At 58.4% G+C, this 15,720-nt stretch carries 10 protein-coding genes and 1 pseudogene; 8 read left to right on the top strand and 3 right to left on the bottom strand.

What is annotated here, in order from left to right; all coding sequences use genetic code 11:
• Positions 1–33: 33 nt before the first annotated feature.
• The 3 genes from CVM73_RS20075 to dctA all read right to left on the bottom strand — a co-directional run bounded on the left by CVM73_RS20075 (position 34) and on the right by dctA (position 5,767).
• Positions 34–717 (bottom strand): response regulator transcription factor, encoded by a 684-nt coding sequence (locus tag CVM73_RS20075; protein ID WP_100233599.1) that lies wholly within the window; start codon positions 715–717, stop codon positions 34–36.
• A complete protein-coding gene (locus CVM73_RS20070) occupies positions 714–3,386 on the bottom strand; it encodes a PAS domain S-box protein (RefSeq protein WP_100233598.1) in 2,673 nt (890 codons plus the stop codon). The genes CVM73_RS20075 and CVM73_RS20070 overlap by 4 nt, the downstream gene beginning before the upstream one ends.
• Positions 3,387–4,456: 1,070 nt before the next feature.
• Entirely contained in the window at positions 4,457–5,767 is a 1,311-nt protein-coding gene (dctA, locus tag CVM73_RS20065; protein ID WP_100233597.1) for a C4-dicarboxylate transporter DctA, read from the bottom strand.
• A 1,168-nt stretch (positions 5,768–6,935) separates the two neighbouring features.
• Here dctA and CVM73_RS20060 point away from each other — a divergent pair.
• From CVM73_RS20060 to CVM73_RS20020, 8 genes and pseudogenes are all read left to right on the top strand, one after another.
• Positions 6,936–7,625 (top strand): molybdate ABC transporter permease subunit, encoded by a 690-nt coding sequence (locus CVM73_RS20060; RefSeq protein ID WP_167406943.1) that lies wholly within the window; start codon positions 6,936–6,938, stop codon positions 7,623–7,625.
• Between the two features lie 78 nt (positions 7,626–7,703).
• Positions 7,704–8,966: a serine hydrolase domain-containing protein gene (locus CVM73_RS20055; RefSeq protein ID WP_100233596.1), complete on the top strand. Its 1,263-nt coding sequence runs from the start codon at positions 7,704–7,706 to the stop codon at positions 8,964–8,966.
• Between the two features lie 782 nt (positions 8,967–9,748).
• The gene (locus CVM73_RS20050; RefSeq protein ID WP_100233666.1) at positions 9,749–10,849 is read left to right on the top strand and encodes a hydrogenase small subunit; all 1,101 of its coding nucleotides are present in this window, start codon (positions 9,749–9,751) and stop codon (positions 10,847–10,849) included.
• 13 nt (positions 10,850–10,862) lie between these two features.
• Positions 10,863–12,653, top strand: a complete 1,791-nt coding sequence (locus CVM73_RS20045; RefSeq protein WP_100233595.1) for a nickel-dependent hydrogenase large subunit — start codon at positions 10,863–10,865, stop codon at positions 12,651–12,653.
• Positions 12,643–13,355: pseudogene (gene cybH, locus CVM73_RS20040) on the top strand (Ni/Fe-hydrogenase, b-type cytochrome subunit); the annotation flags it as partial. The gene CVM73_RS20045 and the pseudogene cybH, both read left to right, overlap by 11 nt.
• Positions 13,356–13,374: 19 nt before the next feature.
• Positions 13,375–13,959, top strand: coding sequence for a HyaD/HybD family hydrogenase maturation endopeptidase (locus CVM73_RS20035; RefSeq protein WP_100233593.1), 585 nt, complete (start codon positions 13,375–13,377; stop codon positions 13,957–13,959).
• A gap of 16 nt (positions 13,960–13,975) precedes the next feature.
• Positions 13,976–14,266 (top strand): HypC/HybG/HupF family hydrogenase formation chaperone, encoded by a 291-nt coding sequence (locus tag CVM73_RS20030; RefSeq protein WP_100233592.1) that lies wholly within the window; start codon positions 13,976–13,978, stop codon positions 14,264–14,266.
• A gap of 537 nt (positions 14,267–14,803) precedes the next feature.
• Positions 14,804–15,667, top strand: coding sequence for a hydrogenase expression/formation protein (locus tag CVM73_RS20020; RefSeq protein ID WP_167406933.1), 864 nt, complete (start codon positions 14,804–14,806; stop codon positions 15,665–15,667).
• Positions 15,668–15,720: the final 53 nt, after the last annotated feature.

Raw genomic sequence — 15,720 nt, 5'->3', positions numbered from 1 at the left:
CGCAAAGTGGGCTCGACTGATGAAATTGTAAAATCATACTTGGGTTTGTTCGGGACGATTGGCGCGAATTCCCAGCGTCTCAGTCATTCTGATCAAGTCGGCCAGCGACCGCGCACGCATCTTCTTCATTACGTGTCCTCGGTAGATCTTGACCGTAATCTCGGCGAGCCCAAGCTCGGCGGCTACCTGCTTGTTCATCAGGCCGGCAGCGACCAGTTTCATCACCCCCTGCTCGCGTGGGCTTAAGGTCTCAAATAGAGACTGCAGGTTCGCGACGATCTGCTGAGCCTCCCGTCTTTTGCGATCGCGTTCGGTCGCCGCAATCACGGCATCAAGCAGTTCCTGATCGCGAAACGGTTTGCTGAGAAAGTCGACCGCTCCTTCCTTCATGGCCCTGACAGTCATGGGAATGTCGCCATGGCCGGTAATGAAAATGATCGGAATATGTATGTTCAACCTTGCTAGCTCGGTCTGGTAGTCAAGGCCGCTCAAGCCCGGCAGCCGGACATCAAGAACTAGACAGCTAATAACGTCTGGAATTGTGCTCTGCAGCATTTCGCGAGCCGATCCGAATGCAACGACGTCTAACCCTACCGATTGAAAAAGGTTCGTAAGCGAGCGACGCATCGAGATGTCATCCTCGACGACGAAGACGATCGCCTTTGTCGAGGCCTTGGCGTTGCTGCGTTCACCTGGCGAGTCAAATCGTCCTGTCACGAGACCTCCTTATGCAGCGGCAGGGCAAACTGGAACGTCGCGCCCGGTCCATTTTTGTGGACCAGTGACAGTCGTCCTCCATGAGCTTCCACGATCGACCGGCAGATCGAAAGACCCATTCCAAGGCCAGTCGATTTGGTGGTGAAGAAGGGATCCAAGACGCGGTCCGCGTCGTTCTCGGCGATGCCGACGCCGCAATCGGTCACGGCAAGCTGGACTTGTCCCACATCGTCCTTTGATGATTGAATCAGCAGTTCGCGCGTCCGGTCTGTAACTGCGTCCATGGCTTCTATTCCGTTCATCACCAGATTGATAATCACCTGTTGTAGCTGAATCCGATCGCCAAGGATCGTAGGCAGCCCTGCCGTCAACTCGGTTCGTAACGTCACTCGGTGGCTCACCAGCTCTCGTGTTACCAGCGCAATGACGTCCTTAACGACCTCGTTGATATCGAGCGGCACCATCTCAATCTCGCCTTTCTTCGCGAGCGCGCGAACACGACGGATCACCTCGCTTGCCCGGATTGCGTCTTCGATGATCCACTCCACCGAAGAGCGCGCGGCGGGAAGATTAGGAGCTTTCCGCCCCATCCAACCGAGGCACGCATCGGCGTTGCTGATAATAGCGGCGAGTGGCTGGTTTATTTCGTGGGCGATGGAGGTTGTCAGCTCTCCTAACGTCGTTACACGCGTCACATGGGCAAGCTCCGCCTGTGCCTTTCGTAGTTCTTGTTCGGCTTGATCGGCGCGAATGGTAGCGGTGATGTCAGTGCTGACGCCACGGTAGCCGAGAAAATTGCCCTTTCCATCGAAAAAAGGCTTGCCACTCGTGCGGACGTAGATCGGAGAACCAGTCCGATTCACGGTGCGGTAGACGAGATCCCGGAACGGAAGATGGGCCTCCAACGTCGCCCAATGCTGCCGCCACTTCTCGGGTTCCTCTTCGACGTCGCACGCAATGTCCCAGCGAAGCAGGCCCATCAATCCTGTCGCCAAAATTCCCGCAGCGCTGGTGTGCTCGGATAGGTGAGTGACCTGATGATCCGGCCCGGTCTCCCAGAGCCAGTCGGAAGCTGTTTCGGCGTAGTCGCGAAAGCGCTGTTCGCTTTCGCGCAGCGCGGCAAGTGTGTTTTCCAGGCGTTCCCTAGCTGCGTGTTGCTCGGTCACATCCATATGTGTTCCGATCAACTCGCTGACGTTACCATCGCTGCCGACCACCACGTGCGCAACGGAGTGTATGCGTCTCATCCCGCCATCTGGTAGAAGGATACGAAAATCATATTCGAACCGGCCCTCCTTGTGTTCAATCGCCTGACGTTGCACCTCCTGTAACAGTGGCAAGTCTTCCGGATGGATGCGCGATCGAATAGTGTCTATCGAAACCGGCTCTTGTGGGTTAAATCCAAACAGGCGATCGACCTCAGCGGAGCGATAAATGAAATCTACAGCGTGGACGTCCCAGGACCAGCTGCCCGTGTGAGTGAGATGCTGGGCTTCGGCCAGATAGGCCTCGCTGCGGCGCAGCTGTTGTTCTGCTCGCCTCGCCGCCGTAATATCCGTAGCCGCCCCAACAAACTCGATGTCACCAGAGGCTGTCCTGGTCGCTCGTGCCTGCGCATGAATGTGCTTAACCGAGCCGTCCGGTAGCAGAAGCCGGTATTCGTGCTCGAAATCGCTCAGGTCTCGCATCGCGCGATCGATAATTTCCTTAACCGAAGCCCTATCATCTGGATGAGTGCGCTCAACGACGAGCTGCGGCCCCGGCGGCACCGTCTCTGGAACTAATTGGAAAATCCGAAAGGTTTCCCTTGACCAGAAGGCTTCGCCCGTAGCGGGATTCCAGCTAAAGCTGCCTGTGTGGCTCAACTCCTGCGCCTGGGCCAAATGTGCTTCGCTCCGCTGCAGGGCAAGTTCGGTCCGCCTTCGCTCCGTGATATCTTCGCAGGCGATAAGGACAATGGGCTGCTCATCGCCCCAGAGCATGGCTTTGGCGTTTTCACGCACCCACAACACCGAGCCGTCCTTCCTGACTTTCTGGACGTCCCACGTGCGCGTTTGTCCGACATCCTCAAGGCACGTCCGAACGCATTCGCGAACGAACGCGCGATCCTCCTCGAGAAATACGTCCAGCACGGATCGACCGATCAGTTCGGTACGAGGATAGCCTAGTTGTGTCGCGCCGAGCGTATTGACGTTGAGGACAATGCCGGCTTCATCGACCATGAAGTACATAGCCGGATTGTGCTCGAAGATGGCGCGCCAGCGTTTTTCGCGATCCTCCAAATCGGCCGCACTCCGCTGAAGCTTGGCCGCAACCACACGCGCAGCCTCTCTTTCCTGGCGGAGCTTTCCGATCAGGTGCGCTCCCACAATCGAGGCGATAAAGAATGCAACAACCACCGGCAGATCTTGGGGGTCATCGATTCGCAGGCTGAACGCCGGCGGCGCAAAGTAGTAAGCGAGGGCAGCGATGGCTACGATGCAAAGCGCGGACGACGCGATGAAGCTGCCCATCAACGAAAACAGCAATACCACTAACAAATAGGCGAACGCCGTCGCGGCGAAATGCGCGTGAAGGTACAAGCAAGCCAGTGTTACCACGGCCAGCGCTATGCTGCCGATGGTAAACTGAGGGGCTGAACGTTCTAAACCGCTGATCGGGCTACGCATTTTGATGCCGTCCGGCTTGTTCTCCGGCGGGAGACCTATAACATTTTAGGCAAAAATAGGGCAATACTCGGCACCAGCACCCGCTGGTGAGCGGTTCCGCTCGATTGCTTGGTGGTGAGCTGAGCACGCGCCGAGAAAAATTGCATCACAGACGTACGTATAGTTGTCCTAAACCTTTCAATATGGCGCTCTGACACGCCTGCAATCGATGCTCAGATGTCTGCTTTCCTCCGCTGCCGATACCTCCGGGCAGGCGCTTCAGGCTGCAGCCGAAGATAACTCCCTTACCCCGACGCACGAGGACCCCGGCTGCAGTTCAGTCGAGACATTGAGCCGGAGCAATCGGGGCGCCCCTCGCCGAACCGGAAAGGACAAAGACAAGCTGCCGGACCACTCATCTCGCCGGTACGATCGGTCATGCGGAAAGAAAGCGCAACGGTGATGTGCCGAGATATGAAGGCGAAGTTACGCGAAGCTTTGTATGTCCTAGGGGCATCACGCCGTGGTGCGGGGGACTTGTCTCCGGGTCGTTGGCCGGAATCGAGCGCGCGCAGCGACGCCGAACCGACACTAGCCGTCTGCGAGCCGCCACGGTTCTGCGAGGTGCCATCTAATCCGTGCTGATCACACACCATCTGATCTAATGCGGCAGCGCGGACCGACAAGGGATGATGTGTTGCGTGCAAGATCGCTACCACTCGTTGGTCGGACGAGGCAAGCGCAGTGACCGCGCACATGCGATTGTAGGCAAAGCAACACCTAGTTCGTCAGGCTGGGCACCTTCTGTCACAGTCCTATTATCCTGCACGGCAAATGTCGCAGAAGAGTTCAGATGGCCGCAAGCTTGACGGTGAAGACGCCCTTGAAAATGACTGTTAAAAAAGCCCGACTCTTTTGCTCGGCGGGCCCGGCTGCCGGGGGCGAGGCGGGCAAGGGCTGGCGCACTGGAGATCGCGCGTGAAAGTTCCGGCTCGTGTCAAGTCAGCTGTCTCGGTTCGAACTACGAGAAATGTCGCTGCGCTCGCATTCGACGCGTCTTGGAATGGCGGCGGTTAGGATCCGGGACTATCTCATCGTGTATCGATAGTGGTGGAGACGTTGGGCTGGTTGAGCCGAGCTTGCAGCGTCGCGTGCTCGAGCTCATCCTCCCACCAGGACACGAACACGGCGGCGATGCCATTGCCGGTGATGTTAGTAAGGGCGCGCACCTCGCTCATGAACTTGTCGATCGAAAATACGATTGCCATACCCGGCACCAGCGCTGGGTTGACCACCGACAACGTCGCAGCGAGCGTGATGAAGCCCGCGCCGGTGACGCCGCTTGCTCCCTTCGACGTTAGCATCGCCACGAGCAGGATCGTGAGCTGCTGGCCAAAGGTGAGATCGACCCCGAGTGCCTGGGCAATGAACAATGTCGCAAGTGTCATATAGATATTGGTGCCGTCGAGGTTGAAAGAGTAGCCAGTTGGCACCACCAGGCCGACCACGGGCTTGGAGCAGCCCAGCCGTTCCAGCTTCTCCATTAATTGCGGCAGCGCGCTTTCAGAGGACGATGTGCCGAGCACGATCAGAATCTCGTCCTTGATATAGACAATGAACTTGAAGATTGAAAAGCCGACGAGGCGCGCGATCAAACCGAGTACCACCACGACAAATAACGCCGCCGTCGCGTAAAACAGCGCGATCAGACCGATCAAATTGCCGAGTGCTGCCGGCCCGAACTTGCCGACAGTGAAGGCCATGGCCCCGAAGGCGCCAATCGGAGCCGCTTTCATGATGATAGCGATCACGCCGAACACCGCGTGCGCGACGTCGTCAATCATGCCTCGCAGCCGCTCCCCACGGTTTCCCAACGCCATCAGCGAAAAGCCGAATAGGATCGCGAACAGGAGAACCTGCAGAACATCGCCGCGGGCGAAGGCGCCGACGACGGTATCGGGAACGATGTTGAGAAAGAAATCGACGGTCTTCGAGGCTTCCGCCTGCTTGACGTAATTGGCGACCGCCGCAGCATCCGGCTTGACCGCAAGGCCATGACCGATTTGGACCAGATTGCCCATAAGAAGGCCCAACACCAAGGCAAAGCTGGAGACGATCTCGAAATAGACCAGCGCCTTGACGCCAACGCGCCCGACTTTCTTCGCATCCTGAATATGCGCAATACCAGATGTGACGGTGCAGAAAATAATCGGCGCGATCACCATCTTGATAAGCTTGATAAACCCGTCACCGAGCGCCTTGACCCAGTCGTTGGTCGCGACAGACGGCCATAGGCTACCGACCATGGCGCCAATCAAGATCGCGATCAGCACCTGCACGTAGAGAATCTTATACCAAGCTTGCGACGCGCGTGCGGGCGCCGCAGTTGCCATGGTGGTCATGACGCTTCCTTCCCGAATATACTCGAATGTGAGCCGCCGCGTCGTTGAGAGACGACAGCGTCATACGAGACTCATCATTTTTAGCCGTGTCCGATTGAAGACGGTTCCGAGAGCCGGTGGCGTCGTTCCAAAGGCAGGCGTTTAGTTGCGTTATCCTTTGTCGTTAAGCAAGATATGCACCAGTTGCCCAAAGTGCGCCCGATTAAGCAGTCTCGAACAAACCGTCTGTCTCCGGGCGGCATCGGTTTGAGTGCTCGGCTCGCGTTCGCAAGGTGGAACAAAAGTTGCGGCGAGACGCGTAATTGGTCGGCTGAGCGCATTAGCGGAGTCCCGTCTCGGGATGCTAGCCCGAGCGTGATCGATATGCGCCAACTGCTGAGATCGATGCAACAGTAGAGGACATTGGTAAAATTGATAGTTTGGATTGTACTCATCCACGCGATGGAAGCCTGGTTTGGGAGCTCGACTGCGCGGCGTAATTTTGAATCGATGCACGGCCTTGTCGCTGGCGGCAAAGCTCGTCCGAGGCATTTGTCTCTAGGCCTGTGCCAACGATACGTATTAGGCAGGTTGATCGAGAGGCGGCCTTCGCTCTCGGCCCGTCAGCGCCTTTTTGCCGCGTCGCAGAAGCAGCGTCACGATGATTACTCAGCTAGATCGTTCGCGCTCTGCCAAGGGCAGGCTTCCTGCGATCCTTTCCATTACCGGCCCGGCGAGTGCGGCGTTTGAGCCACCGCCAAACCACATGGCATTTCTGGTGGCGTCAAATTCTGCCGTTCCGTTGCGCGGCCGTCGCTGTCTACTCGGCAACAGAGATGCCAGAAATCTGACATAGCGTTAGGTTCACGCCACAGCGACGTCGAGGTCTGTGCGAATTTCCCCCATCTTGCGCATAGCGCGTCCCGCAGTTCGGCCGCGGCATAGGAATTGCTGATTTCAAACGAGGAGGTGCCGCGGTCAGATGGATGGAAGCGGCCCTGTCACAGGAGTTGCCGATGAGACTTGCGACGCTGCTCTTGCTCGTAGAAACGACGCGCGTGAATGTGGCGGCCGCCATGAAGTGCGGCGCGACGAAAAGGGGATCCGCGCCACATACCTGGGCGAGCTGGACGTGCAGGCGATCACCGGGCCGGTAATACGACCCGCTTTCACTCTTGGGCTGACGCACATGGATGTATTTTCGGCAGAGATTGCGCAATCCGTTGCGCTCACGATTGAGCTCGCCAGCGTAACGACCGTGATCCTCCTCTTGATTGGTGTGCCCCTCGCTTGGTGGCTAGCGCGCTCAAAGACGCTTTTGAGCGAGGCGGTGACGACGATGATCGCCCTGCCGCTAGTGCTACCGCCGACGGCTCTCGGCTTTTGCTTACTCGTGTTGCTCGGCCCAAACGGACCGGGTGGCGTTCTCGCCTCTTTGTGGGGCGAGCGCACGCTCGCTTTTACCTTCGCGGGAATCGTGATCGGATCGGTCCTCTCGGCGCTGCCGTTGGTGGTGCAGCCGATCCGTAACGCCTTTGTTGCGATAGGAGGTCGCCAGTTGGAAACTACGGGGCGCGTTTCGTCGTTGTGCGCCCTCATTACCATCAGGGGGCCGCTGGCGCGATTGGAGTTTGTTAAAGCCGCCGTGGTTGGCTTTTCTCATACGATCGGCACATTCGGAGTCGTGATGATGATCGGCGGCAACATCCCTGGGCGCACCAAGGTTTTGTCAGCCTACGTCGTAGACTACGTCCAAGCATCGCGCTGGCGCGAGGCGAGTGTGGTTGCCGGCGGTATGGTGATGTTCGCCTTTGTGGCAATCTTCACCTTAGCCCTCATAGACAGACACTGTGCCAGGAGAGGCAACGAACCGTCTTAGGTTCGCCGGCTGGACATATCCGATCACGGCCGAGCAGTAGTATTGCAAGCCGGATCCATCAATCTTTGCGAGGCTACAATGAACAAGCTTGTTATGGCCGCTGCGGTTGCTGGAATCGGCTTCAATTCAGTCCACCCCGCGCCTCTGCCCGAAGCGACGGCCCAGGACCTCGGCTTTTCTCAGCAGCGCCTCGCCAAGCTCGACGAGTTCTTCGCTCGCGAAATCGCTAGTAAACGCGTGCCGGGTGCGGTGGTTGCAATCGCCAGGGACGGCAAGCTGATTCACTACAAGGCGTATGGGCAACTCGATCCTGCAAAAGGAACGTCGATGCGGCTCGACGCGATGTTCGGGCTTGCGTCTATGACCAAGCCGATGGTGGCCGTTGCGGGACTTATCCTCATGGAGCAAGGTCGCCTGCCTCTACGGGCCAGGCTTACGGATTATTACCCGGAATTCGCAAACATGAAGGTGGGAGTGCCACAGCATGACGGCTCATTGGAATTTCAAACGCAGAGTTCTCCGATCTACATCCACGATCTCTATCGCCACACATCCGGGCTCACCTACGGCGTGCCCCCTGACAGCTCAGACCAAGTGGCGCGGCTCTATCCCGATTTCGCCGCTCCGCCACTAAGGGGCGATAAGCAGGCGTTCATCGAAACCATTACCAAGCTGCCGCTGGCGCACCAACCGGGTACGGAATTCGAGTACGGCTTCTCGACCGATGTGCTGGGAGCTGTCGTGGAACAGGTCAGCGAACAGCGATTGGGCGACTATCTTGCCAGCAATCTGTGGAAGCCCATCGAGATGCAGGATGCCACTTTCCATTTGTCTGAATCGCAACGCGAACGCCTCGCACGTCCATTTCCAGCCGACCCGCTTACGGGAAAGCCACAAGACATCGAGCTCCTCGAAAGTTCGACGAAGTTTGACTGCGGGGGAGCCTGCGCATTTGCGACAGTCGGTGACTACGTGCGCTTTGGACAAATGCTGCTCAACGGCGGGGAGCTCGATGGGCAGCGCATTCTCGGTCCGAAGACGGTGCGCCACATGATTTCCGACCACCTCGGGGCAGAGATCAAAAATAAGGTCGCCAATGTGGAGGCGCACCGTGCCGGTTTCGGCTTCGGGCTCGGAGTAGCTGTACGTATAAACGAGGGTCTCTCGGCGGTTCCGGGTAATCCAGGTGAGTTCACTTGGACTGGCGCCTACGGCACACAATTTTTCTGCGACCCAAAGGAGCGTCTCGTCGTGGTGGTCGGAACGGCAGCACCCGGAGAAATCCGGAAGTATTACCGCGAACAAGTCCAATATATCGTCTATGCTGCAATAATCCGATAATCCGCTTCTGGCCGAAAGGCTCGGCCAACCGTTTTGGGTGGTCGGCAGACGTGCTGCTACGCATCGATGTCGACTGAAGTCGGCGCCGTTACCTGATATCCGCGTTTGGCGCGGGTCGCGCCAGTGCTTCAAGAACGTGATTGCCTCCGCTATCGCGAAGAAGCGATGCGCCAAGACGATCGCGAATTGCTATCGATCGGCTCGCGCGACGAGCGCTCGTGATAGCTCTCCAGGCTCTCGCTTACATCCTGCAGCGATGCCGTGCGGCGCGGCACTTTGAATCAAAGGCAGATTGGATCGATCAGACCTAAAAAGCGACGGCGGTGTGCGCGCCGCGGCTCGCCTTCGTCGCTCGACAGGCGCTTTGGTACAGACTGCTTGCGCGGTTGCGACTATGAGCGGATTAACGCCCCATTGGCCAGCAATCGTCAAGTCTGACTAAGACTGGAGGGCAGTCCGGTGCCCGTCAACTGCACCAATTCCATTGAGCGACCGGCGCGACGCGTGAGCGTCGCGGTCGTGCAAACGCGAGCAAGGCGTAGTCGCCGTGCAGTAGTGAACCATCGTGCTGCTCTGTTGAAGTGCTCACATGGACGTCCAAAACCGGACACCATTGGCATGACACACCAATCGCGCAGCTTGTGGTTCGCTGGCTGCTTTCGACAGTCCGCAGATCTCGAAGCGGTGACATGGTATCTGTCAAATGTTTCGCTTCGGTGGCTTGGTTCTTGCTGAACGTCAGTAATTCGCTATGGCCGACGACAACTCACATGGAACGCTTGATGGGTGGCGCAACGGAAACGTTCTACAGCGTGATCAGACGTCAGGGTATGACGCGCCGTAGTTTCCACAAATTCTGCAGTTTGACTGCCGCGAGCTTGGGACTTGGTCCGCTCGCCGCAAGCAGTATTGCCAACGCCCTGGAGACCAAACCGCGTTTGCCGGTTATTTGGCTGCACGGGCTCGAGTGTACCTGCTGCTCGGAAAGCTTTATCCGCTCGGCCCATCCCTTGATCAAGGACGCGCTGCTGTCGATGATTTCGCTCGACTATGACGATACGATCATGGCGGCGGCGGGACACCAGGCCGAAGCCATCTTGGAGGAAACTCGTGCCAAGTACAGAGGCAGGTATGTGCTCGCCGTCGAAGGCAATCCACCGCTGAACGAGGGTGGCATGTTCTGCATTGACGGCGGCAAGCCGTTCGTTGAAAAGCTCAGGTCCATGGCGGAAGAGTCCATGGCGATCATCGCTTGGGGCACGTGTGCGTCTTGGGGATGCGTGCAAGCGGCCAAGCCCAATCCAACTGGCGCGGCCCCGATCGATAAGGTGATCACCAACAAGCCGATCATCAAAGTGCCCGGGTGCCCGCCTATCGCAGAGGTCATGAGTGGCCTCGTGACTTTCATCACCACGTTCGGAAAGCTTCCGGAGCTCGATCGCCAAGGGCGCCCAAGTATGTTCTATTCCGAGCGCATTCACGACAAGTGCTATCGGCGTTCCCATTTCGACGCTGGCCAATTCGTCGAGGAGTGGGACGATAAGTATGCACGCAAGGGTTATTGCCTGTACAAGATGGGCTGCAAGGGACCAACCACCTACAATGCCTGTTCGGCCCTTCGGTGGAACGGCGGCGTTTCATTTCCGATTCAATCCGGCCACGGCTGCTTTGGCTGCTCCGAAGACGGCTTCTGGGATAAGGGGTCATTTTACGACCGACTCACAACCATCAAGCAGTTCGGGATCGAGGAGAACGCCGACCAGATCGGCATGGCCGCTGCCGGCGTAGTTGGGCTAACCGTCGCTGCCCATGCGGCGGTCACCGCCGTGAAGCGGTTGACCCACAAGCCGGATCGCGCAGCCCACAAAAGCAAACCGAGTTGAGGAGGGGGCGACGGTGGCCGTCCAGACACCGAATGGGTTCAATCTTGATCGTTCAGGCAGGCGAATCGTCATCGACCCGCTGACGCGGATCGAAGGCCACCTGCGTGTCGAAGCCAATCTCGATTCCGACAATGTGATCCGCAATGCGGTCTCAAGCGGGACGATGTGGCGTGGCATCGAAGTCATCCTGCGCGGGCGCGATCCTCGCGACGCCTGGGCGTTCACTGAGCGGATTTGCGGGGTCTGCACCGGCACCCATGCGCTCACCTCCGTGCGCGCGGTTGAAAATGCACTAGGAATTGCGATTCCGGAGAATGCCAATTCGATCCGCAACATCATGCAGCTGTGCCTGCTCGTGCATGATCACCTCGTACATTTCTATCACCTGCACGCGCTGGATTGGGTCGACGTTGTCTCCGCGCTCAAGGCCGATCCGAAGTCCACCTCGGCGCTCGCGCAGTCTATCTCGCCCTGGCCGCTGTCGTCCCCTGGCTATTTTAAGGATTTGCAGATCCGGCTCACCAAATTCTTCGGATCAGGACAACTCGGTCCGTTCAAGAACGGCTATTGGGGGCATCCGGCCTACAAGCTGCCACCGGAAGCGAACCTGATGGCTGTAGCGCATTATCTGGAAGCGCTGGACTTCCAGAAGGAGATCGTCAAGATCCAAGCTATCTATGGTGGTAAGAACCCGCATCCGAACTGGCTGGTCGGTGGCGTGCCCTGCGCGATCAACATCGACGGACCCGGTGCGGTGGGTGCGATCAATATGGAGCGACTGAACATCGTGGCCTCGATCATCGAGCGCTCGATCGAGTTTGTCGAGCAGGTCTACCTGCCCGACATTGCCGCGATCTGCTCGTTCTACAAGGACTGGCTCCATGGCGGCGGACTTTCAAGCAAGAGCGTGATGTCCTATGGCGACATCCCCGAAAACGCAAATGACTGTTCCGCCAAAAGTTTCAAGCTGCCGCGCGGGGTCATTCTTGGTGGCAATCTCAAGGAGATACTGCCGATCGACCATGGTGATCCCGAGCAGATCCAGGAATTCGTCGCGCATTCATGGTACAAATACCCCAGCGATTGCTGCGGGCTGCATCCCTGGGACGGTATCACCGAGCCGCATTTTGAACTTGGGCCAAAACTCAAAGGCAGCAAGACAGATATTAAGGAACTCGACGAAGGCGGCAAGTATTCCTGGATCAAAGCGCCGCGCTGGCGCGGCCACGCCATGGAGGTCGGGCCGTTGGCGCGATACATCATCGGTTATGCGCAAGGCAAAGCCGAGTTCAAGGAGCCGGCCGAGAGACTGCTCAAGGGGCTCAATCTTCCCCTGACTGCGCTGTTCTCGACGCTTGGCCGTACTGCGGCGCGGGCGCTCGAATGCCAGTGGGCGGCGCATCAGATGCGTTATTTCCAGGATAAGCTGGTAATCCACATCAAGGCAGGCAATACGGCAACTGCCGATGTGAGCAGGTGGAAGCCGGAAAGCTGGCACAAGGAGGCCAAGGGCTACGGGTTCAGTGAGGCCCCGCGCGGTGCGCTTGGGCACTGGATCAAGATCAAGGGCGCCAAGATCGACAATTATCAATGTGTCGTGCCGACGACGTGGAACGGATCTCCTCGCGATCCCAAGGGCAATATTGGCGCTTTCGAAGCCTCCCTGATCGGTACGCCGATGGTCGATCCGCAGCGGCCTCTGGAGATCTTGCGCACGATCCATTCCTTTGATCCGTGCTTGGCTTGCTCGACCCACGTGATGAGTCCTGACGGCCAGGAAGTGGCCTCAATCAATGTTCGGTAACGACATTGGGGACAGAGCTCGGAAGCTCTTTGCCGCCGTCGATGCGAAACCCACTGAATGGAGCATCGGCATTGCCATCAGTTACGCGCCGGTGCGACTGTGGCATTGGGTTAATGCGGCGGCCATACTGATGCTGAGTTTAACCGGCTATGTCATTGGAACCGGGACACCGGCGATGTCGGGAGAGGCAAGCGGCAATTTCCTGTTCGGCTATATCCGCTTTGCTCATTTCTCGGCGGGATATGTGCTCAGTATCGGCTTTCTTCTGCGGATCTACTGGGCTTTAATCGGAAACGCGCATGCCATGCAGATCTTTTGGGTGCCGCTCTGGCGCAAGTGCTTATGGCGAGAGGTGTACCACGAGATTCGCTGGTATGCGTTCCTTACAGTTGAGCCCGAGAGGCCCGTCGGGCGCAACCGTCTTGCTCAGCTCGCGATGTTCTTCATGTTTACGCAGACGATCACGTTCATGGTCGTCACAGGCTTTGCACTTTATGGGCAAGGTGCCGATACTGACAGCTGGCAGTACAAGCTGTTCGGCTGGGTATTTTCAATTTGGCCGAACAGTCAGGACGTCCATACCTGGCATCATCTCGGCCTGTGGGTGATCGTGACCTTTGCGCTGGTCCATATCTACGCGGTGGTCCGGGAAGACTCATGGCGCGCCGGAGCATCTCTTTGATATCGGGTGAGCGCGGTTTCGCGATTGACTGGGAAGCAGATGCTGAATCCGAAAGACAAGAAAAGGATCCTGGTGCTCGGCATCGGCAATATCCTGTGGGCCGACGAGGGATTCGGCGTGCGGGTGGTCGAGGAGTTTCATCGCCGCTACGCCACCGATGACAACGTAACCGTCCTCGATGGCGGCACACAGGGGCTCTACCTCGTCAGTTTTCTTGAGCAGTCCGATTGCCTGATCGTGTTCGATGCCATCGATTATGGATTGCTGCCCGGGCAGTTGAAGCTTGTGCGAGATGACGAAGTGCCAAAATTTACCGCCGCCAAGAAGGTGAGCCTGCATCAGACCGGCTTTCAGGAGGTCTTGAGTGCGGCCGACCTGCTTGGCCGCCGCCCGCGAGAGCTCGCTCTCATCGGCTGTCAGCCGCTGGACCTGGAGCACTGGGGCGGTCCGCTGACCACCCCGGTACGCCTTCAGATTGCGCCTGCGATTGAACTGGCTTGCAAACTCCTGGCGCAGTGGGACTCGCCGGCAAAGCCGCGGACCGCGCCGCTGCCTGCATCAGAACGGCTGTTGGCGAACAATATCGACCATGCAAACTATGAGATCGGGGCGCGGCCGATCTAGCGGCCCGAGACTGACCATGTGCCTTGGCTTGCCAATGACGATTGTCGAGACCGACGGCATCACGGCGCTGTGCGAGTATGGCAATGAACGGCGGCGCGTCTCGATCTTGCTGCTCTCCGACGCCTCGGCCGGCGCCAAGGTGCTCGTTCATATCGACAGCGCGGTGCGGCTTTTGACCGAAAATGAAGCGAGGCTGATCTCGGAAGCACTTCACGGGCTTGAGGCCAGCCTCAACGGCCAGGACTGCGATCGCTTCTTTGCCGACTTGATCGGTCATGAGCCGCAATTGCCGGAGCACCTACGCTAGCAGTTCCCCTCGCCGGTTGCGCCGACCAGGCTTGCTCACGAATCGCATCCCGTCGCACGTAACCTTGCATCGAAATGTCAGGTTTCGAGCCGTTGCTTCGAGCGCGGGTCGCGGCCAGACCGTGATTGGCATACGCCTTGCTAATACCCTGCTAGCAGACCGAACATTTTCAGGAAGGCGTGTGATGAAATTGCAGCCGTCGAAACATGGTCTTGCGCGGCCCGCTTGGTACGACGTGGAGGGCGTCAGCGTCGATGCGCGCCTGGTCGTGCACGCTCCCGTGAGAACGGCCGTGATGCAGCTGCCGGCGGCCGATCCCCTATATTTGCTCCGGATCATCCACGTCGCACTCCTACTTCCTAAGATGGTCAAGGCGTTTCGGCGGCGCCTGCAAGGTGCAGTGCCTGCGCGCGGCGTAGGTGGCGAACTGGTTGGGTGGCTCGGCCGCGTCCCGGTACCGATGGTTCGGCCACACGCCGGCAACGCTTGTGTCGGCAAGTGCATTGCCTCTCGATGCAGCCAACGGATCATCGCATCATGAAAACGGCGATCCGCGTTGTATCCGCCGACGCCGACGGGACGGCGAGTGACCTCGCTACGGGCTTTCGAAGTCTCGATGTATTCTATAGCGGGTTGACGAGCGCGAGTGCGCTCGCCAAGCGCGCTTGGCGCGAGGGCGACGAGCTTGCAAGGAACTACCCAAATGCCATGGCGCTGCTATCGAATGCCGCTGCTGCCGTTGGCAGCCAGAGAAGCTGCGCTCGGACACAACTGTACGGACTCGGGAATCTCAGCGATCCCGAGCGCAAGCTGATTGGCGAAGTGCTCGGAGAAGGTGAGGTCGCCGGCGTGGTTGCGCTGCCAGATGGCTCTTTCGCGCAAATCCGGGAGTCTGCGCTTGCGGGAATCTGGCGCGTGCGCATCGGGAGCGAGCCGGCGCACGAATATCTTGAGGTCGGAGCGATCCCGCAGATTGTCTTCCGCGCCGCAACTGACCTGACGTCCGCCGATCTTGCGATTGGCGCGGCGCCGGATGGCGCGATGAACGTGCAACCGGTGCTCGCCGAAATACGCGAGCGGGCGCGCGTCTGGCGCTTTGGGATGCGCACGCATGTCATCAATCTCACCTTGCTGCCGATGAGCGTTGTCGACCTGACATTCCTGCAGCAAAGCGTGGGCAATGGCCCGGTCCAACTCATCTTCCGTGGCTACGGCTCGTGCCGAGTGCAGGCGACCGGGATCAGGAACGTCTGGTCGGTGCAGTTCTTCAGTTCTACGGACAACATCATCCTTGATACGCTGGAGGTCGGCGGCGTGCCGATTGTTGCGTTGGCTGCCGACGAAGATTTCCAGGACTCGGCCGAGCGCATGCAGGAAATCATTAAGGCGTATTTCACATGAAGACCTTGGAGAATGTTCGGTGTCGGGTGGGACCCCCTAGACGGCGCGGACGC

The organism is Bradyrhizobium forestalis, from assembly GCF_002795245.1.
Lineage (GTDB): Bacteria > Pseudomonadota > Alphaproteobacteria > Rhizobiales > Xanthobacteraceae > Bradyrhizobium > Bradyrhizobium forestalis.
The sequence above is the reverse complement of the archived record's forward strand: the minus strand, read 5'-3'. Positions and strand labels throughout refer to the sequence as shown.

Excerpts from the sequence above, each read along its gene's own strand:
- CVM73_RS20030 (WP_100233592.1), top strand. The coding sequence starts at position 13,976 with ATGTGCCTTGGCTTGCCAATGACGATTGTCGAGACCGACGGCATCACG.
- CVM73_RS20050 (WP_100233666.1), top strand. The coding sequence starts at position 9,749 with ATGGGTGGCGCAACGGAAACGTTCTACAGCGTGATCAGACGTCAGGGT.
- dctA (WP_100233597.1), bottom strand. The coding sequence starts at position 5,767 with ATGACCACCATGGCAACTGCGGCGCCCGCACGCGCGTCGCAAGCTTGG.
- CVM73_RS20020 (WP_167406933.1), top strand. The coding sequence starts at position 14,804 with ATGAAAACGGCGATCCGCGTTGTATCCGCCGACGCCGACGGGACGGCG.
- CVM73_RS20055 (WP_100233596.1), top strand. The coding sequence starts at position 7,704 with ATGAACAAGCTTGTTATGGCCGCTGCGGTTGCTGGAATCGGCTTCAAT.
- CVM73_RS20070 (WP_100233598.1), bottom strand. The coding sequence starts at position 3,386 with ATGCGTAGCCCGATCAGCGGTTTAGAACGTTCAGCCCCTCAGTTTACC.
- CVM73_RS20060 (WP_167406943.1), top strand. The coding sequence starts at position 6,936 with ATGGATGTATTTTCGGCAGAGATTGCGCAATCCGTTGCGCTCACGATT.
- CVM73_RS20035 (WP_100233593.1), top strand. The coding sequence starts at position 13,375 with ATGCTGAATCCGAAAGACAAGAAAAGGATCCTGGTGCTCGGCATCGGC.